Source organism: Lentzea albida (assembly GCF_900111005.1).
Taxonomy (GTDB): Bacteria; Actinomycetota; Actinomycetes; order Mycobacteriales; family Pseudonocardiaceae; genus Lentzea; species Lentzea albida.
The window spans coordinates 1-20335 of sequence record NZ_FOFV01000034.1 but is presented as its reverse complement, the minus strand read 5'-3'; the positions used below and the strand labels follow the sequence as shown (position 1 = coordinate 20335).

26 protein-coding genes are annotated in these 20335 nt (G+C 71.2%); 11 read left to right on the top strand and 15 right to left on the bottom strand.

All coding sequences use genetic code 11. The features are described 5' to 3' along the window. Window positions 1-33 precede the first annotated feature (33 nt). Window positions 34-915, top strand: coding sequence for an NYN domain-containing protein (locus BMY74_RS43180; protein ID WP_089928049.1), 882 nt, complete (start codon window positions 34-36; stop codon window positions 913-915). Here the strand turns inward: BMY74_RS43180 and BMY74_RS43175 are convergent. The 9 genes from BMY74_RS43175 to modA form a co-directional block, all read right to left on the bottom strand. After that, window positions 881-1903 (bottom strand): LLM class flavin-dependent oxidoreductase, encoded by a 1023-nt coding sequence (locus BMY74_RS43175; RefSeq protein WP_089928045.1) that lies wholly within the window; start codon window positions 1901-1903, stop codon window positions 881-883. The two genes, BMY74_RS43180 and BMY74_RS43175, sit on opposite strands and share 35 nt — an antisense overlap. Window positions 1904-1949: 46 nt before the next feature. Further along, window positions 1950-2723: an HD domain-containing protein gene (locus BMY74_RS43170; RefSeq protein ID WP_177230221.1), complete on the bottom strand. Its 774-nt coding sequence runs from the start codon at window positions 2721-2723 to the stop codon at window positions 1950-1952. Between the two features lie 27 nt (window positions 2724-2750). Then, on the bottom strand, window positions 2751-3911 hold the full coding sequence (locus BMY74_RS43165) for a PrsW family intramembrane metalloprotease (RefSeq protein WP_089928042.1): 1161 nt from the start codon (window positions 3909-3911) through the stop codon (window positions 2751-2753). Further along, complete coding sequence (locus BMY74_RS43160) at window positions 3908-4534, bottom strand: hypothetical protein (protein WP_089928039.1); 627 nt, start codon at window positions 4532-4534, stop codon at window positions 3908-3910. The genes BMY74_RS43165 and BMY74_RS43160 overlap by 4 nt, the downstream gene beginning before the upstream one ends. A 42-nt stretch (window positions 4535-4576) precedes the next feature. Beyond that, window positions 4577-5665 carry a YeiH family protein gene (locus tag BMY74_RS43155; RefSeq protein WP_089928036.1) on the bottom strand — a complete coding sequence of 363 codons (1089 nt, stop codon included), beginning with the start codon at window positions 5663-5665 and terminating at the stop codon, window positions 4577-4579. Beyond that, window positions 5665-5796, bottom strand: a complete 132-nt coding sequence (locus BMY74_RS46790; RefSeq protein ID WP_281245059.1) for a hypothetical protein — start codon at window positions 5794-5796, stop codon at window positions 5665-5667. The genes BMY74_RS43155 and BMY74_RS46790 overlap by 1 nt, the downstream gene beginning before the upstream one ends. 86 nt (window positions 5797-5882) lie before the next feature. Next, on the bottom strand, window positions 5883-6929 hold the full coding sequence (locus tag BMY74_RS43150; RefSeq protein ID WP_089928121.1) for an ABC transporter ATP-binding protein: 1047 nt from the start codon (window positions 6927-6929) through the stop codon (window positions 5883-5885). Beyond that, the gene (gene modB / locus BMY74_RS43145) at window positions 6926-7723 is read right to left on the bottom strand and encodes a molybdate ABC transporter permease subunit (protein ID WP_089928033.1); all 798 of its coding nucleotides are present in this window, start codon (window positions 7721-7723) and stop codon (window positions 6926-6928) included. The genes BMY74_RS43150 and modB overlap by 4 nt, the downstream gene beginning before the upstream one ends. Continuing rightward, window positions 7720-8508 (bottom strand): molybdate ABC transporter substrate-binding protein, encoded by a 789-nt coding sequence (modA, locus tag BMY74_RS43140; RefSeq protein ID WP_089928030.1) that lies wholly within the window; start codon window positions 8506-8508, stop codon window positions 7720-7722. Before modA ends, modB begins: the two co-directional genes overlap by 4 nt. 80 nt (window positions 8509-8588) lie before the next feature. Here modA and BMY74_RS43135 point away from each other — a divergent pair, with 80 nt between their 5' ends. From BMY74_RS43135 to BMY74_RS43125, 3 genes are all read left to right on the top strand, one after another. Next, complete coding sequence (locus BMY74_RS43135) at window positions 8589-9065, top strand: hypothetical protein (RefSeq protein ID WP_089928027.1); 477 nt, start codon at window positions 8589-8591, stop codon at window positions 9063-9065. A gap of 76 nt (window positions 9066-9141) precedes the next feature. Beyond that, window positions 9142-10098 (top strand): threonine ammonia-lyase, encoded by a 957-nt coding sequence (locus tag BMY74_RS43130; protein WP_245786723.1) that lies wholly within the window; start codon window positions 9142-9144, stop codon window positions 10096-10098. Then, window positions 10095-10715 (top strand): ankyrin repeat domain-containing protein, encoded by a 621-nt coding sequence (locus BMY74_RS43125; RefSeq protein WP_089928024.1) that lies wholly within the window; start codon window positions 10095-10097, stop codon window positions 10713-10715. Before BMY74_RS43130 ends, BMY74_RS43125 begins: the two co-directional genes overlap by 4 nt. On the opposite strand, the gene BMY74_RS43120 is transcribed toward BMY74_RS43125, so the two are convergent. Beyond that, window positions 10716-11591, bottom strand: coding sequence for an NmrA family NAD(P)-binding protein (locus BMY74_RS43120; protein ID WP_089928021.1), 876 nt, complete (start codon window positions 11589-11591; stop codon window positions 10716-10718). 98 nt (window positions 11592-11689) lie between these two features. Here BMY74_RS43120 and BMY74_RS43115 point away from each other — a divergent pair, with 98 nt between their 5' ends. Further along, entirely contained in the window at window positions 11690-12247 is a 558-nt protein-coding gene (locus tag BMY74_RS43115) for a TetR/AcrR family transcriptional regulator (protein ID WP_089928018.1), read from the top strand. A 208-nt stretch (window positions 12248-12455) separates the two neighbouring features. On the opposite strand, the gene BMY74_RS43110 is transcribed toward BMY74_RS43115, so the two are convergent. The 3 genes from BMY74_RS43110 to BMY74_RS43100 all read right to left on the bottom strand — a co-directional run bounded on the left by BMY74_RS43110 (window position 12456) and on the right by BMY74_RS43100 (window position 13983). Continuing rightward, on the bottom strand, window positions 12456-12845 hold the full coding sequence (locus tag BMY74_RS43110; protein ID WP_089928015.1) for an STAS domain-containing protein: 390 nt from the start codon (window positions 12843-12845) through the stop codon (window positions 12456-12458). A gap of 103 nt (window positions 12846-12948) precedes the next feature. After that, window positions 12949-13353 carry an ATP-binding protein gene (locus tag BMY74_RS43105; protein WP_089928013.1) on the bottom strand — a complete coding sequence of 135 codons (405 nt, stop codon included), beginning with the start codon at window positions 13351-13353 and terminating at the stop codon, window positions 12949-12951. A 30-nt stretch (window positions 13354-13383) separates the two neighbouring features. Further along, a complete protein-coding gene (locus BMY74_RS43100; RefSeq protein WP_089928010.1) occupies window positions 13384-13983 on the bottom strand; it encodes an MFS transporter in 600 nt (199 codons plus the stop codon). Window positions 13984-14598: 615 nt separating this feature from the next. On the opposite strand from BMY74_RS43100, the gene BMY74_RS43095 reads away from it, so the two are divergent. The 4 genes from BMY74_RS43095 (at window position 14599) to BMY74_RS45630 (ending at window position 17798) form a co-directional block, all read left to right on the top strand. Next, on the top strand, window positions 14599-15543 hold the full coding sequence (locus tag BMY74_RS43095) for a hypothetical protein (protein ID WP_218159960.1): 945 nt from the start codon (window positions 14599-14601) through the stop codon (window positions 15541-15543). A 30-nt stretch (window positions 15544-15573) separates the two neighbouring features. Next, entirely contained in the window at window positions 15574-16770 is a 1197-nt protein-coding gene (locus tag BMY74_RS43090) for a sensor histidine kinase (RefSeq protein WP_089928008.1), read from the top strand. A 1-nt stretch (window position 16771) separates the two neighbouring features. Further along, complete coding sequence (locus tag BMY74_RS43085; RefSeq protein ID WP_089928005.1) at window positions 16772-17491, top strand: response regulator; 720 nt, start codon at window positions 16772-16774, stop codon at window positions 17489-17491. 166 nt (window positions 17492-17657) lie between these two features. Then, window positions 17658-17798, top strand: coding sequence for a hypothetical protein (locus tag BMY74_RS45630; protein WP_177230220.1), 141 nt, complete (start codon window positions 17658-17660; stop codon window positions 17796-17798). A gap of 49 nt (window positions 17799-17847) precedes the next feature. Here BMY74_RS45630 and BMY74_RS43080 read toward each other — a convergent pair whose 3' ends face one another. Beyond that, a complete protein-coding gene (locus BMY74_RS43080; RefSeq protein ID WP_089928003.1) occupies window positions 17848-18126 on the bottom strand; it encodes an early set domain-containing protein in 279 nt (92 codons plus the stop codon). Between the two features lie 819 nt (window positions 18127-18945). Between BMY74_RS43080 and BMY74_RS47135 the strand changes: the two genes are divergently transcribed. Next, on the top strand, window positions 18946-19257 hold the full coding sequence (locus BMY74_RS47135; protein WP_089928000.1) for a DUF8129 domain-containing protein: 312 nt from the start codon (window positions 18946-18948) through the stop codon (window positions 19255-19257). Between the two features lie 198 nt (window positions 19258-19455). Further along, window positions 19456-19659 (top strand): hypothetical protein, encoded by a 204-nt coding sequence (locus BMY74_RS44665; protein WP_143091971.1) that lies wholly within the window; start codon window positions 19456-19458, stop codon window positions 19657-19659. Between the two features lie 254 nt (window positions 19660-19913). On the opposite strand, the gene BMY74_RS43065 is transcribed toward BMY74_RS44665, so the two are convergent. After that, a complete protein-coding gene (locus tag BMY74_RS43065; protein WP_245744155.1) occupies window positions 19914-20270 on the bottom strand; it encodes an HPF/RaiA family ribosome-associated protein in 357 nt (118 codons plus the stop codon). Window positions 20271-20335 lie beyond the last annotated feature (65 nt).

The following is a 20335-nucleotide window of genomic DNA, read 5'->3' as shown; positions in this document are numbered from 1 at the left end:
GTCCGCCACGCACCCGCCCCGTACGATCCGGCCGTGGCCACTGCCAATGACAACGCCGTGAAGCTAGCCGTGCTCATCGACGCGGACAACGCCCAGCCCTCGATCACCGAGGCGCTGCTGGCCGAGATCGCGAAGTACGGCACCGCCCACGTCAAACGCGCCTACGGCGACTGGACCGGCACGAATCTCAAGGGCTGGAAGGACCACCTGCTGGCCCAGTCGATCCAGCCCATCCAGCAGTTCGCGTACACGACGGGCAAGAACGCGACCGACGCCGCGATGGTCATCGACGCGATGGACCTGCTCTACTCGGACCGCTTCGACGGCTTCTGCATCGTCTCGAGCGACTCGGACTTCACCCGCCTCGCCGCCCGCCTGCGCGAGTCCGGCCTCACCGTCTACGGCTTCGGCGAGCGCAAGACGCCCAAGCCGTTCGTCGCGGCCTGCGACAAGTTCATCTACGTCGAGAACCTCGCCCACCCCGAGGACTCCGCGCCGGAGCAGGCGCCGCTGGAGAGGAAGCCCTCGGTCTCCGCCGCCCAGCTCAAGGGCGACGCCGCCTTGGTCAACCTGCTGCGCAACGCCGTCGAGGCCGCGTCCGACGAGGACGGGTGGGCGTTGCTGTCCGCGGTCGGCAGCATCATCACCAAGCAGCGGCCCGACTTCGACTCCCGCACGTACGGGTTCGCCAAGCTGAGTGATCTCGTGAAGGCGACCACGCTGTTCGAGGTCGACCGTCGCGCTCATGGCGGGGGCAAGCAGTTGGCGATCTTCGTGAAGGACCGCCGCCGGCGACTTCTTTCAGTCAACACTGAAGCAATAGAGAACACTGGGGGCGTGCCTGGCGTCGCATCAGCGAGCCAGGCACGTCACGAGGAGGTCAGCGCCAGCCCAGGCCCGGCGCCACGTGCGTGAGGATGTTCTCCAGCACGTGCACGTTGAAGTCCACGCCGAGCTGGTTCGGCACGGTCAGCAGCACCGTGTCCGCCTCCGCGATCGCCTCGTCCTCCGCCAGCTGCTCGACCAGCACGTCCGGCTCGGCCGCGTACGAGCGGCCGAAGATGGCCTGCTTCGGGCCGTCGATGAAGCCGATCTGGTCGGTGCTCTTGCCGTCACCGCCAAAGTACGCGCGGTCGAGGTCGGTGGTGAGGGCGAAGATGCTGCGCGAGACCGACACGCGCGGCTCGTGCTCCCAGCCGGCCTCGGTCCAGGCCTTGCGGAACGCCCTGATCTGGTCGGCCTGCTGCACGTGGAACGGCGCGCCGCCCTCGTCGAACTTCAGGGTCGAGCTCATCAGGTTCATGCCGTGCTGGGCCGCCCACGCGGCGGTGCCGTTGGAGGCGGCGCCCCACCAGATGCGGTCGCGCAGGCCCGGTGCGTGCGGTTCGATCCGCAGCAGGCCCGGCGGGTTCGGGAACATCGGGCGGGGTGCGGGCTCGGCGAAGCCCTTGCCCTCCAGGACCTTGAGGAACAGCTCCGTGTGCATGCGGGCCATGTCGGCGTCGGTCTGGCCCTCGGCGGGCTGGTAGCCGAAGTGCCGCCAGCCGTCGACGACCTGCTCGGGTGATCCCCTGGAGATGCCGAGCTGGAGCCTGCCGCCCGCGATGAGGTCCGCGGCGCCGGCGTCCTCGACCATGTACATCGGGTTCTCGTAGCGCATGTCGATCACGCCCGTGCCGATCTCGATGCGGTCGGTCTTCGCGCCGATCGCGGCGAGCAGCGGGAACGGCGACGCGAGCTGCCGCGCGAAGTGGTGCACGCGGAAGTAGGCGCCGTCGGCACCCAGCTCCTCCGCGGCCACGGCGAGGTCGATCGACTGCAGCAACGTGTCGGCCGCCGACCTCGTCTGCGAGTGCGGGCTGTCCGTCCAGTGCCCGAACGACAGAAAACCGATCTTCTTCATGCCACCAAGATAGTTCAACTTTCAAGTAACCGCTGTACCGCGTCCGTCACGTGCGGCGGAGGAGCCTGTGGGTGCGCCGGACGGCGGCCAGGCGTTCGGCGCCGTTGATCGCGAGCGCGCGCACGACCGGGTCTTCCGGGCCTCGGCGCTGCCGGATCTCGGCCAGCCTGCCCTGCACGGTCGTGGGCTGGCCGTCAGGACCGGTGCTCATGTCGCAGTACCAGAGGGCGTCGCGCAGCCGGCCGCGCTGGTCGGCGAACTCGCGGAGGCCGTCGGCCAGTCCGACGAGCCCGGCGACGGCCGACGCGCCCGAGTGGTGCGCGACCAGGCCGCAGATGCGGTCCGAGACACCCGCCCGGCGCAGGTACCGCGCGCCGTCGAGGGAGTGCAGGCCGGTGTCCTTCAACTCCGCCGCGTAACCGATGTCGTGCACCCACGCCGCCGCGACGAGCAGCTCGCGTTCGTCCTCGGGCAGGACTCGGGCCACGTGTTCGGCCCGGCGGGCCACTCCTGCCGTGTGCGCCCAACGGCGTGGCAGCTCCGCGGCGAGCAGGCGGCGTGCGGTGTTGCGGGCCCAGCTCGACAGGGTCGAGCCCGTCGTCTCGGTGACCGGGAAGGCCCGCGCCGACGCCCGCACCTCGCGGGCCACGAACAGCGGCACGTACTCCTGCACCCTCGCGCCGCCGAAGCGGGCCCTGGCCCGTTCGATCCACTCGTGCACGAGACTCGGTGGCACGTCGTCGTACTCGCGGACCAGCTGGGACTCCAGCCGCCGGATCCGTTCGTCCGCCTGACTCGCAACTTCCGCCGTGGTCGTCACGCTTCCACCGTAAGCCTTCGCGACGCCCTAGCGAACGACCCCGCGCAGCCGGAGCAGTTCGGCGCGGGCGTGGGCGACCTCGTTCGTCTCCAGCCCTTGCGCACGGGCCAGTTCGCGGGCAAGATCCGCCGCCGCGTCGAGCAGATGCCGTGACCTGCGACGACTGTGCACGAGTCGGCGGAACGCCTTGCGGTCCCCGCGCAGCCCGCTCACGGCGTCCAGCAGTGCGGGATCGATCACACCGGCGTCCGCCTCGGGCTGCAGCAGCTGCCGGATCCAGACGCGTTCCTGCCGCGCGGCGTGCCGCAGGACGTAGAAGAGGGTGACGAGCTCGACCAGCGCGATCACGAACAGGAGCACGACCGCCAGCGCGCCGATGCCGCCGCTCAGACCCGCCATGTCGTCCCAGGCGAAGTGGAACACCATCGCGGCCAGCATGGTCAGGATGCCGCGCGGCACGTTGCGCTCCCCCGGTGTGCGACCGAGGACCCACATCAGGCCGGCGCAGAAGATGGCGCTGAACAGCGCGTGCGACACGATGCCGGCCACGCCGCGGACGAGGAAGATCTGCAGCGACGTGACGATCTGGCCCGTGCCGAAGGTCTGCGCGGCGCCGTTGTAGACGTAGAGCACGTCCTCGAAGACCTGGAAGCCCAGGCCGATGAACGCGCCGATGATGAACCCGTCGTAGGCGCCGCGCACGAGCCGTGGCGCGAGCCCGATCAGCAGGACGAGGCCGAGCGCCTTGGCGAACTCCTCGTTGATCGGCGCCGTCAGACCGGCCGCCCAGTCCGCGGCGAAGGCCGTGCCGCCGAGCTTGGTCCAGATCTCCAGCAGCGCGGTGTTGGCGGGCAGCGCGATCCAGAACGTCGCCGCGAGGCCACCCCAGAAGAACGCGGCGGCCAGCAGCGACGCGGGCTGGGCGGTGTAGCGGTTCTGGTGGCGCAGCAGGAGCAGCCACGGGACCAGGTAGAGGCCGAACAGCAGCACACCGCCGGTCAGGGCCGGACTGTAGAAGTGCGCGCCCGGGCCGAAGTAGCGCACGATCCCGAGCGCGCCACCGCCCACGCCGAGCAGGTAGACCCAGAACGCCAGGTTGCGCGGCTGGACGAACTGGAAGGACCGCCCCCAGCCCGACTCCTCGATGGCGGCGAGCTGCGCCGTCTTCGCCTCGGTGGTCGTGGTCATCGGGCCGCTCCCGGCGTGATGCTGCGCAGGAAGGTCCCCACGGTGTCCTGCTGCCGTTCGAACTGGCTCGGGGCCGTGCGGACCCTGACCAGCAACGCCGGTGCCGTGTTCGCCTCCGCGGGTGTCCTGGTCATCTTGAACGCGACGTCCAGGCCGTCGCCCTGCGGCGACGTGCTGGCCAGCGCGACGCCGACCAGGCCGCTCGCGGTCGTGACGGTGCCGCGCGAGCCGTCGATCCCCGGCGCGCCGCCCTCGGAGCGCAGCACCTGGTCGAGGAACGCGTCGGCCGATCCGGTGAACGCGGTGCCGCGCAGCGAGATGGCCGCGCCGCCCGTCGTCAGCTCGACCTGGACGCTCGCCGGGGAGACCGAGCCTCCGGTCAGGGCACCGGACTCGAGCTGCCAGCCCACCGGCGGCACGGCCGTGGCGCCGTCGCCGAGGTCCAGCACGTCACCGGCGCGGATCTCGTTGTGCCACGGGATGAGCGCGTTGAGCGCGGGCAGTCCGCAGAGGAGCAGGAGCGCGACGGCCAGCACGCTCAGGGCCGGCGCGAACGTGCGCCGGTCGAGGCCCAGGAGTCTGTGCTCGACCGGCACCCATCCGTGTGGTGCTGTGTCCGTCATCCGGTGCCCTCTCCCGCCCGGCGCGCGGTGAGGGGCGCCGGATCAGCCGTTGAAGTTCGCGAAGAGAATGCTCGCGAGCCCCAGACCGACCAGCAAGTTGAAGACCGCGGCGCTGGCGAACACCCCGATCGGCTTCCACCCGGCCTCGCGCAGCGGCGCGACCCGGAACTCCAGGCCGATCGAGACGAACGCCAGGATCAGGAACAGCGTGCGCAGGTCGTTCACGGTCGTGATCACGGTCTTGTCGCCACCGGACTCCAGGAAGATCGTCGCCACGACCGACGCCAGCAGGAAGCCGAGCACGAACTTGGGGAACCGCTCCCACAACGCCTTGCCGCTGACCTTCGCCTCGCCCGTGCGCTCGACCTTGAACGCGAAGTACGCCGTCAACGCGACGGCGACGATCCCGAGCAGCGCGTTCTGGGTCGTCTTCACGATCGTCGCGATCTGCAGCGCCTCCTCGCCGACCAGCGCGCCGGCCGCGCTCACGGCGGCGGTGGTGTCGATGTTGCCGCCGATCCACGCGCCCGCCACCGGTGCGGACAGGCCGAGCGCGTCCACGGCCAGCGGCAGCAGGAAGATCGAGGGCAGCGCGAAGATGATCACCAGGCTCGCGGTGTACGCGAGCTGTTCGCGGCGGGCCTGCACCGCACCGGCCGCCGCGATGGCCGCGCTCACGCCGCAGATCGACACCGCGGACGCCAGCAGCGCCCGCAGCTTCGCGTCGATGCCGAGCTTGCCGCCGAGCCACCACGTGAAGCCGAACACCAGCGTGATGAGCAGGAACGCCTGGGCGATGGCCGGCCCGGCGGCCTTGACGATCACCGCGAAGTTGATCGACGCGCCGAGCAGCACCAACCCGGTCTTGATGAAGAACTCGGTGCGGAAGCCCGCGGCGAGCCTGTCGCGGAACCCGAGCCCGGTCAGCACGGCGTTGCCCAGCAACCCCAGCGCGATCGCGTAGACCGGGTACTCGATGCTCTTCGCGATGTCCCCGAGCCAGGTGCCCTTGGTGAACACCGGCACGTTCTGCTCCAGGTACCGGGTCAGCGCGCCCAGCACCACGACGACCACGACTCCGCCGACCGCCCACCACACCTGGGAACGTTGCCGCGTCTCGACTTCCGCCATCAGGGCACCAGCCAGCCGGGCAGGATCTTCGCCAGCACCAGGGCGAGCAGCACCAATCCGGCTGTCGTCGCCGCCCAGTCCTCGTTCAGCGCGAGCCTGCGCTCACGGCCGACACCGTCCTCCGCGCTCATTCCGCCCCTCCGTCCACTCCGTGGTGGCGGCAATGGTCCGAGCAGGAGGTGAGCAGCGGCAAGGGCTCCCGCGATGTGGAACGGCGTCAGGCCGGGTAGACGTGGACCTCGGTCGCCTTCACCGCCGCCCACAGCTCGTCGCCGGGCCTCAGGCGCAACTCGGCGAGGGTGGCCGTGGTGATGTCCGCGAGCACATCCGGTGGCCCGTCCAGGCGGACGCGGGTCGTGTGCGCGTGCTGCTCGATCGCGGCGACCGTGACCGGCCAGACGTTGCGCGGGCTGCCTTCCGGCTTCTCCGCATGAAGGCTCACGGCGTTGGGCGGGAACACGACGTGCACCGGGCCCTCAGCGGGCTCCGCGATCGTGAGGCCGCCACCGCCGTCCAGGTCCACCCGCGTGCCGGAGGCCTTGCCGCGGAAGAAGTTCAGGCCGACGAGGTTGGCGACGTAGTCGGTGCGCGGCTGCCGGGCGACCTCGGCGGGCGGGCCCGACTGCACGGCACGGCCGCCCTCCAGGATGACGAGGCGGTCGGCGAGCACCATGGCGTCCAACGGGTCGTGCGTGACCAGCAGCGTGTGGCCGCCGAAGTCGGCGAGGTGACGGCTCAGTTCGGAACGGACCTGCAGGCGGGTGCTCGCGTCGAGCGCGGCCAGCGGTTCGTCGAGCAGCAGCAGGCTCGGGCCGGTGACCAAGGCCCGCGCGAGGGCGACCCGCTGGGCCTGACCTCCTGACAGGGCACGGGGCTTGGCCTGCTCGTAGCCGTCGAGCCCGACGCGGTCGAGCCAGCGCGCCGCCGCGGCCCGCGCCTCGGCCTTGCGCGTGCCGCGGGACCGGAGCCCGAAGGCCACGTTCTCCAGGGCGGACATGTGCGCGAAGAGCAGGTAGTCCTGGAACACCACGCCGATCGGCCGTTTCTCGGCGGGCAGGAACGCATCCGGGCCGTCCCAGGTGGACTCGCCGACGGTGATGTGCCCGGACGTCAGCGGCAGCAAGCCCGCGAGGGTGCGCAACGCGGTGGACTTGCCCGCGCCGTTGGGGCCGAGCAGGGCGACGACCTCGCCCGGCGCGATCGTCACGTCCAGGTCGAGGGAGAAGGTGCCGCGCGTGACGCGCAGTTCCGCGTTCAGGGTCACGTCGGCCCGCTGATCCACCGGTCGCGCAGACCGGCCAGCACTCCGACGGACACCAGCAGCAGCACGATGCTCAGCACGATCGCGGCGTCCGGATCCGTCTCCAGGGCGAGGTATACCGCGAGCGGCATGGTCGTGGTCTCACCGGGGAAGTTGCCGGCGAACGTGATCGTGGCGCCGAACTCCCCCAGCGCCCGCGCCCAGCACAGCACCGCGCCCGCCACGACTCCCGGCAACACCGACGGCAACGTCACGCGCCGGAACGTGAGCCACTTCGAGGCGCCCAGCGTGGCCGCGGCCTCCTCGTAGCGCGGGTCGGCCGCCCGCAGCGCGCCCTCGACCGAGATCACCAGGAACGGCATCGCCACGAAGGCCTCCGCGACGACGACCCCGGCGGTGGTGAACGGCAGCGAGATGCCGAACCACGCGTCGAGGTGCTGCCCGATCAGGCCGCGCCGGCCGAGGATCAGCAGCAGGGCGACACCGCCGACGACCGGCGGCAGCACGAGCGGCACGGTGACGAGGGCTCGCAGGAACCCGCGTCCCGGCAGGCCGGAACGCGCCAGCAGCCAGGCCAGCGGGATGCCGAGGAACAGGCACAGCACCGTGGCGAGCGAGGCGCAGATCAGCGACAACCGCAGCGCCTCACCGACCTCGGCGCCGAGTAGCGTGGGCAACGACGTCCACGGCGTCTTGATCACCAGCCCGGCGAGCGGGACCAGCAGGAACGCCAGCCCGGCCAAGGCGGGCAGGACGAGAACGGCGGGGAGCCGCCCTCGCACCCGGTTGCGCGTCACGGGGTGTCGAAGCCCGCCGCGCTCAGCACGGAACGGCCCTTGTCGGACAACACGAAGTCGACGAACGCCTTGGCCACGGCCGCGTTCGGCGCCTTCGCGAGCGAGGCGATCGGGTAGTCGTTGACCGCCTGGGACGACTCGGCGAACGTGATGCCCTCGACCTTGTCCCCCGCGGCCTTCACGTCGGTCTTGTACACCAGCGCGCCGTCGACCTCGCCGAGCGAGACCTTCGTCAGCACGGCCTTGACGTCCTGCTCCAGCGTGTCCGGCGCGGCCGTGATCTTCGCGGCCTCGAACACCTTCCTGGACGCCGCCCCGCACGGCACCTGCTCGGCGCACAGCGCGATCTTCCTGTCCGCGTTCGCGAAGTCCGCGAGCCCCGCGATCCGGCCGGGGTTGCCCTTGGGCACGGCGATCTGCAGGGAGTTCTTCGCGAACGTCCTCGGCGCGTCGGTGATCGTCCCGGTGTCGGTCACCTGCTTCATGTTGGCAGGTGCGGCGCTCGCGAACACGTCGGCGGGCGCGCCCTGGTTGAGCTGCTGGGCGAGCGCAGAGCTGCCACCGAAGTTGAACTTGACCTTCGTACCGGGGTTCGCGGCCTCGAAGTCCTCGCCGAGCCGCGTGAACGTCTCCGTCAGCGAGGCCGCCGCGAACACCGTGACGTCCCCGGTCACCGCCTGCGACCCGGACGACGTGCTCGCGGCCTGCTGCCCGCACCCGGCGAGCACCAGCGCGACCCCGAGCACGCCGGTCACGATTGTGGACCTGATCCGCAGATTCGGCATGCATCGATCCTAGATGCCGCCGATACGGAGCAAAAGTGCCCCTTTTCTTCCGCAGATGCGCCAGTACCCTGAGGTGCGTGATGTCCTCGTTCGCCGGCATTCCGACGCAGCGCACTCCGCTGTCCGAGGACCAGGTCCTGGTCACCGGAGACATCAATCACGAGTGGGTCTTCCGCACGTCCCACCTCGACGCGCACGCCCGCGACCCGGTCAACGTCCAGTACCGGACGACCCGCGTCCGCGAGGTGCACCAGGTGCAGGGCGTGCCGCTGCACGACGTCCTCGGCAGAGTCGGGTTGCGCACGTCCGAGGGCAGCAAGATGGACGAGCTCAGCTTCGTGGTCGTCGCCTCGTCCACTGACGGCTACCGCGTGCTGCTGTCGTGGGCGGAGGTCGACCCGGAGTTCGGCGCTTGCTCGGCGCTGCTCGCCACCCGGTACAACGGCAGGCTGCTGACCAGGCCGACCCTGGTCACGCCGCGCGACGGGCGGGCCAGCCGGTACGTGCGGGACGTGGCTCGGCTGGAGATCACGCGGTTCGGGGTGGGCCGGTCCTAGGGTCGCTGCGCGGGGCCGGTTGCGGCCAGTCAGAGCTGGCGCCGAGGCCAAGGCCGCCGAACCCTAGAGTGGCGCCATGGCCGACCTGCTGACCATCCACGACGTCCACGCCGCGGCCGAGGCGATCGAGGGCCGGGTGCTGCGCACCCCGACACTCCCCTCCCCCGGCCTGTCCGCCCTGCTCGGCGTCCCGACGACGGTGAAGCTCGAACTGCTGCAGCGCAGCGGTTCCTTCAAGATCCGCGGCGCGTTCGCGAAGATCCTGTCGCTGCCGGCCGAGGCACGAGCGGCCGGGGTGGTCGGGGTCAGCGGCGGCAACCACGGCATCGCGCTGGCCGACGCCGCGAACGCCCTCGGGGTGGCCGCCACCGTCGTGATGCCCTCGTCGGCACCGGCGCGGTCGGTCGAGCTGGCCCGTGCGGCCGGTGCGGACGTGCGGCTCACCGACAGCCTCGCGGCGGCGTTCGCACTGATGAACGACCTGGTCGACGCGGGCGCCACCCTCGTGCACCCCTACGACGACCCGGTCGTCGTCGCGGGGCAGGGCACGGTGGGCCTGGAGTTCGCGACCGACGCCCCGGACGTGACCGACGTGCTGGTGAGCGTCGGCGGTGGTGGGTTCATCTCGGGTGTGGCGGCGGCGTTCCGCGCGCTCGTGCCGGGCGTGCGCGTGTGGGGTGTCGAGGTCGAGGGTGCCGACGCGATGCGCCAGGCGCTCGACGCGGGTGGGCCGGTCGACATCACGCCTACCTCGATCGTCTCGACCCTCTCGGCACCGCACGCCTCGCAGCTGACCTACGACCACGTCCTCTCGCTGGTCGAGGACGTCCTGGTCGTGTCCGACGCCGACGCGGTGCGGGGGTCGGTGGCGCTGGCCGAGACGCAGAAGGTGTGGGCGGAGCCCGCCGCCGGGTGTCTCGTGGCGGCGGCGGGTTCCGTGCTCGAGCGGGTCGGGCCCGGTGCGCGGCTGGGGATCGTGGTGTGCGGTGGGAACGTGACCTTCGCGGACGTCGTGCGCTGGACCGGGGCATGAGGCACGACGAACCGCTGGCGGTGGCCGCGGTGGCGGCCGTCCGGAACGGGGACCTGGCCGCGTTGCGGCGCCTGCTCGCCGACGAACCCGGCCTGGCGACCGCGCGGATCGTCGACGACGGCGGGAACGGGCGGACCCTGTTGCACGTGCTGACGGACTGGCCCGCCCGGTGCCCGAACGGCGTGCGGACCGTGGAGGTGCTGGTGGCCGCAGGCGCCGACGTCAACGCACGGTTTGAGGGTTCGCACCGCGAGACGCCGCTCCATTGGGCCGCCAGCGCCGATGACGTCGAAGTGCTCGACGCGCTCCTGGACGCCGGTGCGGACATCAACGCCGACGGCGCGGTGATCGGAGGTGGCACTCCCCTGGCCGACGCACGGGCGTTCGCGCAGTTGCGGGCCGCTCACCGGCTGGTCGAGCGGGGCGCGGCGGTCACGCTGGTGGACGCCGCGACGCTCGGCCTGTCCGACCGGCTGGACCCACTCCTCGCGACAGCGACCCGCGACGACCTGGACCTCGCGCTCTGGGGCGCGCGCCAGGGCGGTCAGCACGAGTGCGCCGCGCGCCTGGAGGCGCTGGGTGCCGACCCGGACTGGGTTCCGCCCTGGGAGCGCTGATCAGCCCAGGTGCTCGCGCGCCCAGTCGGCGAAGCTCGTGAGCTCCAAGCCCAGTTCCCTCGCGTACTCGGGACGTCCCACCATGCCGCTCTCGTTCATCCGGTCGTGCCCGGCGCCCATCTCCGGCATCCCGGCGGCACGGGCCTGCTCCAACGTCATGTCCGGCGCGGTCAGCTCGACGCCCAGTGCGTCGGAGAGCACCTCCGCGATCTCCCTCATCGACAGGTGCTCGCTGGTGAGCTCGAGTTCGACGCGGTGCCACCGGTCCGGGTCGGCGACCGCGGCCGCCACCGCCGCGCCGATGTCGCGCGTGGCCACCAGGGACAGCCGGGTGTCCGGCTTGACCATGCTCACGATGCCGCCCTCCACGCCGCGCGGGAACAGGTAGGCGAAGTCCGGCAGGAAGTTCTCCATGAAGAAGCCGGGCTTGAGCAGCGTCCACCGCTCGAAACCGGCCTCACGGACCCGGTCCTGGATCGCGGCCTTGGTGTTCAGCGACTCGGCGCGCACCGGGTAGAGCTCGTCCACGACGTGCGGGCCGGCGCCGTCGACCGTGGTCTGCACGAACTGCCGCACCCCCTGCTCCGAGGCGGCCTCGATGAGGTTGGTGGCCTGGGCGAGTTCGCCGGGGAAGTCGATGCCGTCCTCGGTGAACTCGGGGATCTGGACCGAGAAGACCGCGGTCGCGCCCTTCGTGGCGCGCACCAGCGACTCGCGGTCGTGCAGGTCGCCGGTGACGAGCTCGACGCCCAGCGCCCTGGCGCGGTCCGACTCCGGGTCGCGGACCAGCGCGCGCACGGGCACTCCTGCCGCCGTCAGGGCGCGGACTGCCGCGCCTCCCTGCTTGCCGGTGGCTCCGGTGACGAGCACGGACATGACTCTCCTCCACGACGGACAGCAAAACGGCGGGGGCCGCCGTTTCTGTGTCCGCTACGATATGGCGGGCCCCGCCATTTATCAACCACGAGGTTGCCATGACCGATCGCCAGCGCTCCGACGCCCGGCGCAACCACGCGCGCATCCTCGCCGTGGCCGAGCAGGAGGTCGCCGCGCACGGCGCGAACGCGTCGCTGGAGCAGATCGCCCGCGTCGCCGGTGTCGGCTCGGCGACCGTGCGCCGCCACTTCCCCACCCGCCAGGAGTTGCTGCAAGCCGTGCTGTGGCAACGGATCGAGGTGCTGTGCGAGAGGGCGCGCGAGCTCACCGGGGCGCCGGACGGCGGGGAAGCGCTGCTCACCTGGCTCGCCGATCTCGTGACGTACTGCGTGGGCGCGAAGGGGCTCGCCACCGCCCTGGCCTACGACGGCGACCCGACGGGCCCGAACTCGTGCGCGTCGGCGATCGAGGAGGCCGCGGAACCGTTGCTGCGCAAGGCGGTCGAGGAGGGCGCCGTCACGCCGGACGTCACGGTGGCCGAGCTGGTCGGCCTGATCGTCGGCATCGCGATGGTCACCGAGCACCACAGCGAGCCGCAGAAGGCGGCGGAGCGGCTGTTCGCGGTGGCGGTGGCGGGGATCAGCCCCGGTAGCTGAGCACGGCGGCCCCTCGACGTCCGCGAGCCGTTCGAGCGCTTCCTGGTGCGCGGGGTCCACAGAGGACCAGCCGGTCGGACCCGGACCGTCCGGTCGAGACCGGGGAATGACCGCCAGGGCGGCGGGCCGGGTACGAGGTCCACGCCCGCATCAAGTCCTCAGTGGACCCGCTCGGCATCCTCAACCCCGCCAAGGGGTTCTGACCGCGTCAGCGCCGCCGTTGCGGCGGCACGGTCCGGACCGCGGCGAGCGCCTCGGCCAGGTTCGGGTGCAGCGACAGCACGGCGGCGGCGCCGGACATGTCCAGCGGGCGCGACACCGTCCGGCCCGCGACGACGGCGAGCGGGACGCTCTCGGACACCGCGTGCCGCCACACGTTCAGCACCATGTTGATGCCCGAGGAACCGAAGAAGCTCACCGCGCCCAGGTCGATGACGAGACCCGCGGGCCTGCGCCGGACGGCGTCGAGCGCCTGGTCCAGGGGCGAGTCCTCGGTCACCATGTCGATCTCACCGGCGACGACCACGACCGCGATCCCGTCGCGGTCGACGGTGTGCGCGGTCAGCGCGCTGACCGCGCCGTCGGACTGCTGGCCCATTGCCCGCCCTCCCGTGTGCGAACCGTGCGAAGCGCAGACGCGAGCCGCTGACCGATCCGGAGCACGCGCCCACGTTATTGCCCCGCAACGAAAGCCACAACCGCTACTCAGCGCACCAGACCAGCGCGTACACCGTCTTGCCACCTCCGGCACGAGGCCGCGCGCCCCAGGCGTGGGTGATGTTGTCGATCATCACCATGCCCCTGCCCCGGTGGCCGCCGAGCCGCGACTCCCCGTACACGGGCTGCTGTGCCGAGCAGTCGTCGACCTCCACCGCGACCTGGCACCCGACGCGGCTCAGGAGCACGCGCAACCGGCCGTCGCCCGTCGTGTGGTCGAGGACGTTCGACACGAGCTCGGTCACCACCAGCAGCACGTCGTAGCGGTGGTCCTCGCTCAGGACCCGCAACGCCGACTGGACGTGGCCGCGCAGCGCGGACAGCACGGTGCTCCGCTCGATCGGCAGGTCCGTGACCGTCGACCAGAGACCCTCACCAGTGGTAGTCACGGACGCAGTGCCTCCAACGTGCCGAGCCGATCACCGCCCGGCTGGGAACTTACCGCGAACCGCCTCCGGGCGGGGGCTGACGCGACCGGCGGCCGCCGCCACGACGACCTGCACGACCGCGAGCACGCCGACCAGGAGCAGGGACGCCGTCCACGAGCCGGTGTGCTCGGCGAGCAGGCCCGCGAGGACCGGCCCCAGCGCGGCGAGCAGGTACCCGAGCGACTGGGCCATGCCGGACAGCTGCGTGGTCCCCTGCCGGCCCCGGCCGCGCAGGCTGATCAGCGTGAGCGCCACGACCAGCGACGCGCCGGTGCCGAGCCCCGCGACCACCGCCCACACGATGCTCCACGACGGCAGGAGCAGCAGCCCGGCCGCGCCGACGACCATCGCGACACCGACGATCTGGTAGACGAAGAGGTGGACACCGGCCTGCGCGGCCGGCACGCCCGATGACATCTCCACGGTGGGAAGCCAGGTGACCATCACGTAGAACGTCGTCGACTGCAGTCCCATGAACGCCGTCACGAGCCACGCCGCCGGCTGGCGCCACACGCTCGCGGACGGCCGGTTCTCGTCCGATGTGGACTCGACGGCCGGTCTGCCGGTCCAGGCGCGCGGCAGCCACAGCACGGGTGACGACGAGCGCGGGGATCGCCCAGAACGCCAGCGCACCGCGCCAGCCCACGGCGTGCGACAGCGGAACCGCGACGGCGGAGGCGATCGAGGCGCCCACGGTGATGCAGGCCGAGTAGACGCCGGTCGCCATGGACACGTGGTCGCGGTGGTCGCGCTTGACGATCGTCGGCACCAGCACGTTGCCGGCCGCGATGGCCGAGCCCGCGACGGCGGTGCCGATCCACAGCCCGGCGTCGCCGAGGACCGACCGCAGCGCCGTGCCGACCGCGAGCACGACCAGGGCGGCGTCCACCGGCCGTCGTGCTGCTGCCAGCTGGTCAACCGCCCGTGCAGACATCCGTACCGTCCCGGCGGAGGAAAGCCACTGGACCGGAGTCGACGCCGTCCGGACCGAGGCCGTGAGCGCCCAGTTCGAGCAGATCACCCGCGAGGCAGCGGGCGCGCAAGCATCGGCACGATCATCGGCGGTGCGACCGACACGGAGCCGGACGACTGCGAGGCCACGCGTGGTCGGTGCGGTGCGGGTGGTCGCACCCCGTACCGGGGTACGGGTCAGTTCGGCTCTCCGGTGTGACGATTTCTCTGCTTCCCCGCAGAAAACTGCTCGTCATGTCCTTTTCACCGTTCGCGCCACGTGCGCACCGCCCTCTCGCGGTCCTGACCGCCACCATGGCCGGGCTCGCGGTGTTCAGCCTCGTGGCCCTGCTCGTCGACGACCGCCTGTTGATGGGGCAACCGGTGTGGACCAAGCCGCTGAAGTTCGCGCTGTCCACGTTGCTCTACTCCGTGTCCGTGTCCTGGGTGCTGAGCCGGGTCACCCGCTTCCGGCGGGTCGCCGACGCGGCTGCCACCGTGTTCGTGGTCTCCTTTCTCGTCGAACTCGCCTGGATCACCTGGTCGGCGGCGCGCGGCCGCATGAGTCACTTCGGAGTGGCCACCCCGCTGGAGAGCGTCCTCTACCAGGTCGCCGGCCTGATCGGGGTCGTGGTGTGGATCATGAGCGCGATCGTCTGCGTGGCGCTGATGCTCAGCGCGACCGAGAACCGCGCGCAGGTGTGGTCGATGCGCGCCGGGATGCTGATCGCCCTGGCCGGCATGGCGGTGGGTGCGCTCATGACCTCGCCCACACCCGAGCAGGTGGCCGGCCCCTCCGATCTCCGGGGCGCTCACTCGGTCGGTGTGGCCGACGGCGGTGCGGCGCTCCCCCTGCTCGGCTGGAGCACCGAAGGCGGCGACCTGCGCATCCCGCACTTCATCGGGATGCACGCGCTCCAGGTTCTCCCGCTGGTGCTGGCCGCGCTGCGGCTCGCCGGGCGGCGGCTGCCCGCGCTTCGGCGGCCGGAGGTGGAGTTCCAGCTCGTCCTGATCACCTCGGCCGGGTACGCGGCCCTGCTCGGCCTGCTGCTGTGGCAGGCGCTGCGCGGCCAGTCGATCGTGTCGCCGGACGGGCTCACCGCCGGGGCCGGCGTGGCCGCGGTGATCTGCCTCGGCGCGGCGACCGCCGCTGTGGTGCTGCGAGCCGGTCGTGGTACCAAGGCGATCCCGGTCGGATAGTCGCGCCCGGTGTCCAAGGCGAGGAGCCCGATGTCCGATCAGTCCGACGTCACCACGAACAAACCCGGAGTGCTGCTGACCTCAGTGGTGCGCTCGGTGGCGTTGGCGCTGTTCGCCATCAGTGTGCCCGTGTACGTGAGCGGGCACGGGATCGCGGTCGTCCCGGCCTTCGTGCTGGCGCTGGCGCACTGCGCCTGCATCCCGCTGATGATCCGGTGGCCGGGAATCGCGATCGGGGTCTCCTCGGCCGCGGCGTGCGCCCTCTCCGTACTGGCGTACGGGGCGAGTGGCGCGGCGTGGCCGTGGTCCGTGCCCGGTCTGCTCACGCAACTCGGCGTGATCGCCGTGGCCGGGTCGCACGGAGGATGGGGACGCGGCCTGGCGGCCTGGCTGCTGTCCGCCACGGTGTCGGTCGCGCTCGTCCTCACCCTCCCGGTACCCGTGGAGGACTGGGGCGCGAACCTGACGGTCTTCGCGTCCAACTCGGTGCTGGTGCTGGTGGTCTCCGTGCTCGCCGGCCAGCGGTCGGCGATCCGGGCTGAACTGACCCACGCGCGGCACCGGGCGGAACTGGAACAGGCGAGCCGTGTCCTGGCGCAGGAGCGCTCCCGGATCGCGCGTGAGCTGCACGACGTCGTCGCCCACAGCATGTCCGTGATCCAGGTGCAGGCGCGATCCGCCGCCTACCGGCTGCCGCAACTCGACGACCCCACCCGCCGGGAGTTCGACAGCATCGCCGACGCGACCCGCACGGCGCTCGCTGAGATGCGGCAGGTGCTCACGGTGCTGCGCGACCAGCACGCCGGAACGGACGTGGCCCCGCAACCCAGGCTGGAGGACGTCGCCGACCTCGTGGCGGCGGTGACGAGGGCGGGCGTCGACGCGCGGCTGCACGTCGACGGCGACCTGACGGACGAGGCGATCAGCGTCCCGATCGGCCTGACCGCGTACCGGATCGTTCAGGAGGCCCTGGCCAACGCGGTGCGGCACGCCCACGGCGCGCCGATCGACGTTCGCCTCGACGTCGTGCGGGAGGAGTTGTCGGTCGAGGTGGTCAACGGGCCCGGCCTCGCGGGGCGGCCCGGTGATCCCCTGGCGACCGGGCACGGCTTGGTGGGCATGCGGGAGCGGGCGGCGCTGCTCGGTGGCCGGGTGCGCGCCGAGCCCACCGACGAGGGCGGTTTCCTGGTGCGCGGCACGATCCCGCTCACGACGGGACGGTGGTGACGTGGCCGTCCGAGTGGTGATCGTCGACGATCAACCGGTTGTCCGGGCGGGCCTGGTCGCGTTCCTGACCGCCCAGCCGGACCTCGTCGTGGTCGGCGAGGCCGCCGACGGGTACGCCGCGATAGAGGTGGTCGGCGCGCGACGGCCCGATGTCGTGCTCATGGATGTGCGAATGCCGCGCATGGACGGCCTCACCGCCGCCAAGCGCCTGCTGAGCCCCGCGTTTCCCGACGGGCACGTCCCGAAGGTGCTGATGCTGACGACCTTCGACATCGACGACCACGTCTACGAGGCGCTGAGCGCGGGAGCGAGCGGGTTCCTGCTCAAGGACGCCCTGCCCGAGGAACTCGCCGCCGCCGTCCGGGTCGTGGCCGCGGGCGAGGCGCTGCTCGCTCCCAGCGTCACCCGGCGCATGATCGAACACTTCGTCAGCGCGCGCCGGATGCGCGCGGAGGAGGGCGATCGGCTCTCCGGCCTGACCGCGCGGGAACGCGAGATCCTGACGCTGGTGGCCGGTGGGCTCTCCAACCACGAGATCGCCGCCGACCTGGTGATCGCCGAGCAGACGGTGAAGTCCCACGTCAGCCGCATCCTGATGAAGCAGGGTCTGCGTGACCGCGCGCAGGCCGTCGTGCTGGGCTACGAGACCGGGCTGGTGCGGCCGGGACGGAACGAGGTGCCCTGGATGTCGCGTGACGAAGCGATCAGCAGATGCGAGTGAATGGCGTCGCGAACTCCCGGATGTCCCCGACTTCTCCCACTGCCTCTGCAAGTCGACAACACCGCCTGACTGAACCCTGTGCCGCCCGGATAGCACTCACGCAGCGCCTGCCCACAGCTGAGCCTGATCTCAGCTCAGCCGACCGGCCGGGGTCGTCGAAGCCCTCATGGATCCGGCCGTGCCGCTGCCGGCACCGCACCTACCCGACGCCAAGGCGGACATGATGCTGCGTGGGCTGGAGCAGGAAACCGATGGTGCAAGCGCGGAAGAAGAGCTGCTGCGCCAGCGTTCCGAGGACGACGGCTGACCTCCCAGCCCTGTGACGGAGCAGGTCTCGCCGCGGTCCGGCGGTCGCGTCAGACGATGATCAGACAGCCTTGCTCGTCACGCACGGCCGCATCCTCGTCGTCGAACCAATGACCGTTCGAGCCGAGGTAGCGGAAGCGCAGCGTGGTCCCCTGCGGCACGACGACCGCCGCGGTGCGGTTGCCGTTGGAGCGCGTCCGGAGCTCGGTCGCTCCCGGCGTCCAGTCGTTGAAGTCACCGACAACGCTGACGGGGCCCGACGGTTCATGCCGGGGCAGGGCCCAGGTCACCCGCACTTGCTGGTCCTTGGCAGGCACGATTCGGATCATCGAGTCGTCGGTCCTTCCACGCTTCTCGGTCGTCGTGTTCGGTGTGACAGCCTGCCGACGAGGTCGGTGCCGGACGATCCGACACGCGTGGGCGGACGGCACAGTCGCCGAATCGGGTGGTCTTGCCGGAGAAAGGTTTCGAAGGAGCCGCCACTCCCGGCGTGGCGACCCGTGGGCGGTGCACGTGTCCCGGCGCGGACTTCGGGTCCCGGTGAGGTGGCGACGAGGGCGTTCCCGCGCTTCGCCTGGGAGGCAGCGGTCGTCCTTTAGGGGCGCGATCTCGTCCCCCTGCGATCCGGACGCCTGTTCCTCTTGGGGGCTGCTGCCGCCGCACAGCGCGGGCACATCGCCATCTCCGGCGAGTCCGCTCCAGCGGTGTCGTGAATCCACAGCGCGTCGGCCCAAAGCACGTGCGGGAACCGGTCGAGCCGTGCTCGGTGCAGCGGCACACCGCACAACGTCTGGTTCTGCTGCGGCCACCACGCGTGGACATCTCCCGACGGCATACGGGCGCCGTCGTCGTCACGCCAGTTGCTCGACGCGGCCACCGCGGGCATGGCGGTCACCATCAGCCTCCTGATCGTCCACGATGCGCCAGAAGCGCACCGCTCGCCTCTGCGGCAGCACCTCCAGATCGCCCTCGTCCGTGCCGCATACCCGGCGGCGGCGCCTTCAACCCGGTCTTCGAAGACCACGTGATGGTCCGGTTCGACGAAGCTGCTCGCCGAGCTCGAGACGTCATGCCGGCGCATGAGCGGATGAAGCGCATCGTGCTCGTTTGCGCCCTGCCGCGACGGGTAGTCCAGCCACGAACCAGCTATAGCCGACTACGACCAACTGGCCCTGGGCGACCTCAGGCACCGGATTCGCTCCCTCGACGCCGAAGACCTGCGTGCGGTTCTCGACCACGAACGGGAGCACGGCAACCGCGTACCTGTGCTGCAACTGATCGAGGCCAGACTCGACGAACTCGCCGACGGCGCTGAACCGACGGGCGTCGACCAGCGCAGCGCCCCCGGCGCCGAGCAAACACCGACCGAGCCCTCCACCTCCCCCGCACACTCGCCTGACGACAACACACCGCTGCGCCACGGCGTGTACGGGCAGACCCCCGCACGCGGACGCAACTGACGATCGGCTGCCGCGAGACCGTGACAGTCGATGAAATCCGGCACTGCCTGACTCGCGGCATCTCGAACTGCCGCGGGCGGAGCACATGCACGCGGGACAGCAGCTTTTCCGGGCATCCAGCAAGACCGCACGATGGGCGAGTCCAATGATCTGTGACTCTGAACGGCGGCCGCGGACCGAACCGTCCGGTGGCGTTCGATGACCGGCGTCGCGCTGATCGCCTGTGCGAGCGTTCTCGCGTGTGGTCTCGCCATCTTCACCTTCGCTTGCCGCGTCTCCGGTGCACCATGCTGGTCCGCCAGCACAGCCCGCCGCATCGCTGCCTGGCAACGCCTGAGCCCTTTGGTGTTCGGGCTGTGCTCGGTAGCCCTGGGCACCGGCTTGCTCCTCGCACTGAACTGAGCGGTATCGCCCAACGCCGAGGCGCCGCACGACGGCGTTCGTCACGGCCCAAACCGCGAACACAGCCCCCAACTCGCGGTTTCGGCGGTTCGCCTTCAGCGCGCCGAAGGCATTGGGCAGCGGATCACATCGAGTTCGTCCACCAACGCTGTCATGGCGCGGAAGGTGCCTTCTCGCCTCACAGGCACTCGAATGGCACATCCTGATCACGCGCCCTGATGCCGGGGCGTCGCCGGTCCGACCGATGCCTGCCGCTAGCCGAGTTCGGGCGGCGTCGGGACGGACCGCAGCGCGCGGTTGCTGCGCGGCTCGGTGCGGGTCTTGGTCTCGCCGACCTGACGGATCAGTTCGTCGCGGACCTCGTTGAGCGCCGCGGGAAGCTCTCGCTGGGACGAGGTGGCGACGAGGTGCAGCCGATGGCCGTGGTTGATCCAGCACTGCAGCATGACGCGCTGCTCGACGCCCTTGCGGTCTTTGAGGCTGATCTCCAGTTCGATCTCGTCGTCGCGGTAGGACCGCAGACGGGAACCGAGCGCGGCCAGGCGATCCACGACCCAGTCGCGTTCGGACGAGTGGAAGCCGGCGGCGAGGTGCAGTCGCTGCGCGATCACTGAAGCATCTTCGGGAGTTGCGTTCATGCGTTGTCGCTGACGGTGCTCACTGAAATCTCTCCTCA

Coding starts and splice junctions, on each gene's coding strand:
- BMY74_RS43130 (WP_245786723.1), top strand. CDS start 9,142: ATGGCCGACCTGCTGACCATCCACGACGTCCACGCCGCGGCCGAGGCG.
- BMY74_RS43175 (WP_089928045.1), bottom strand. CDS start 1,903: ATGAAGAAGATCGGTTTTCTGTCGTTCGGGCACTGGACGGACAGCCCG.
- BMY74_RS43090 (WP_089928008.1), top strand. CDS start 15,574: ATGTCCGATCAGTCCGACGTCACCACGAACAAACCCGGAGTGCTGCTG.
- BMY74_RS43115 (WP_089928018.1), top strand. CDS start 11,690: ATGACCGATCGCCAGCGCTCCGACGCCCGGCGCAACCACGCGCGCATC.
- BMY74_RS43160 (WP_089928039.1), bottom strand. CDS start 4,534: ATGACGGACACAGCACCACACGGATGGGTGCCGGTCGAGCACAGACTC.
- BMY74_RS46790 (WP_281245059.1), bottom strand. CDS start 5,796: ATGAGCGCGGAGGACGGTGTCGGCCGTGAGCGCAGGCTCGCGCTGAAC.
- modA (WP_089928030.1), bottom strand. CDS start 8,508: ATGCCGAATCTGCGGATCAGGTCCACAATCGTGACCGGCGTGCTCGGG.
- BMY74_RS43135 (WP_089928027.1), top strand. CDS start 8,589: ATGTCCTCGTTCGCCGGCATTCCGACGCAGCGCACTCCGCTGTCCGAG.
- BMY74_RS43155 (WP_089928036.1), bottom strand. CDS start 5,665: ATGGCGGAAGTCGAGACGCGGCAACGTTCCCAGGTGTGGTGGGCGGTC.
- BMY74_RS44665 (WP_143091971.1), top strand. CDS start 19,456: ATGACCGGCGTCGCGCTGATCGCCTGTGCGAGCGTTCTCGCGTGTGGT.
- BMY74_RS43120 (WP_089928021.1), bottom strand. CDS start 11,591: ATGTCCGTGCTCGTCACCGGAGCCACCGGCAAGCAGGGAGGCGCGGCA.
- BMY74_RS43095 (WP_218159960.1), top strand. CDS start 14,599: ATGTCCTTTTCACCGTTCGCGCCACGTGCGCACCGCCCTCTCGCGGTC.
- BMY74_RS43080 (WP_089928003.1), bottom strand. CDS start 18,126: ATGATCCGAATCGTGCCTGCCAAGGACCAGCAAGTGCGGGTGACCTGG.
- BMY74_RS43110 (WP_089928015.1), bottom strand. CDS start 12,845: ATGGGCCAGCAGTCCGACGGCGCGGTCAGCGCGCTGACCGCGCACACC.
- BMY74_RS43165 (WP_089928042.1), bottom strand. CDS start 3,911: ATGACCACGACCACCGAGGCGAAGACGGCGCAGCTCGCCGCCATCGAG.
- BMY74_RS45630 (WP_177230220.1), top strand. CDS start 17,658: ATGGATCCGGCCGTGCCGCTGCCGGCACCGCACCTACCCGACGCCAAG.
- BMY74_RS43125 (WP_089928024.1), top strand. CDS start 10,095: ATGAGGCACGACGAACCGCTGGCGGTGGCCGCGGTGGCGGCCGTCCGG.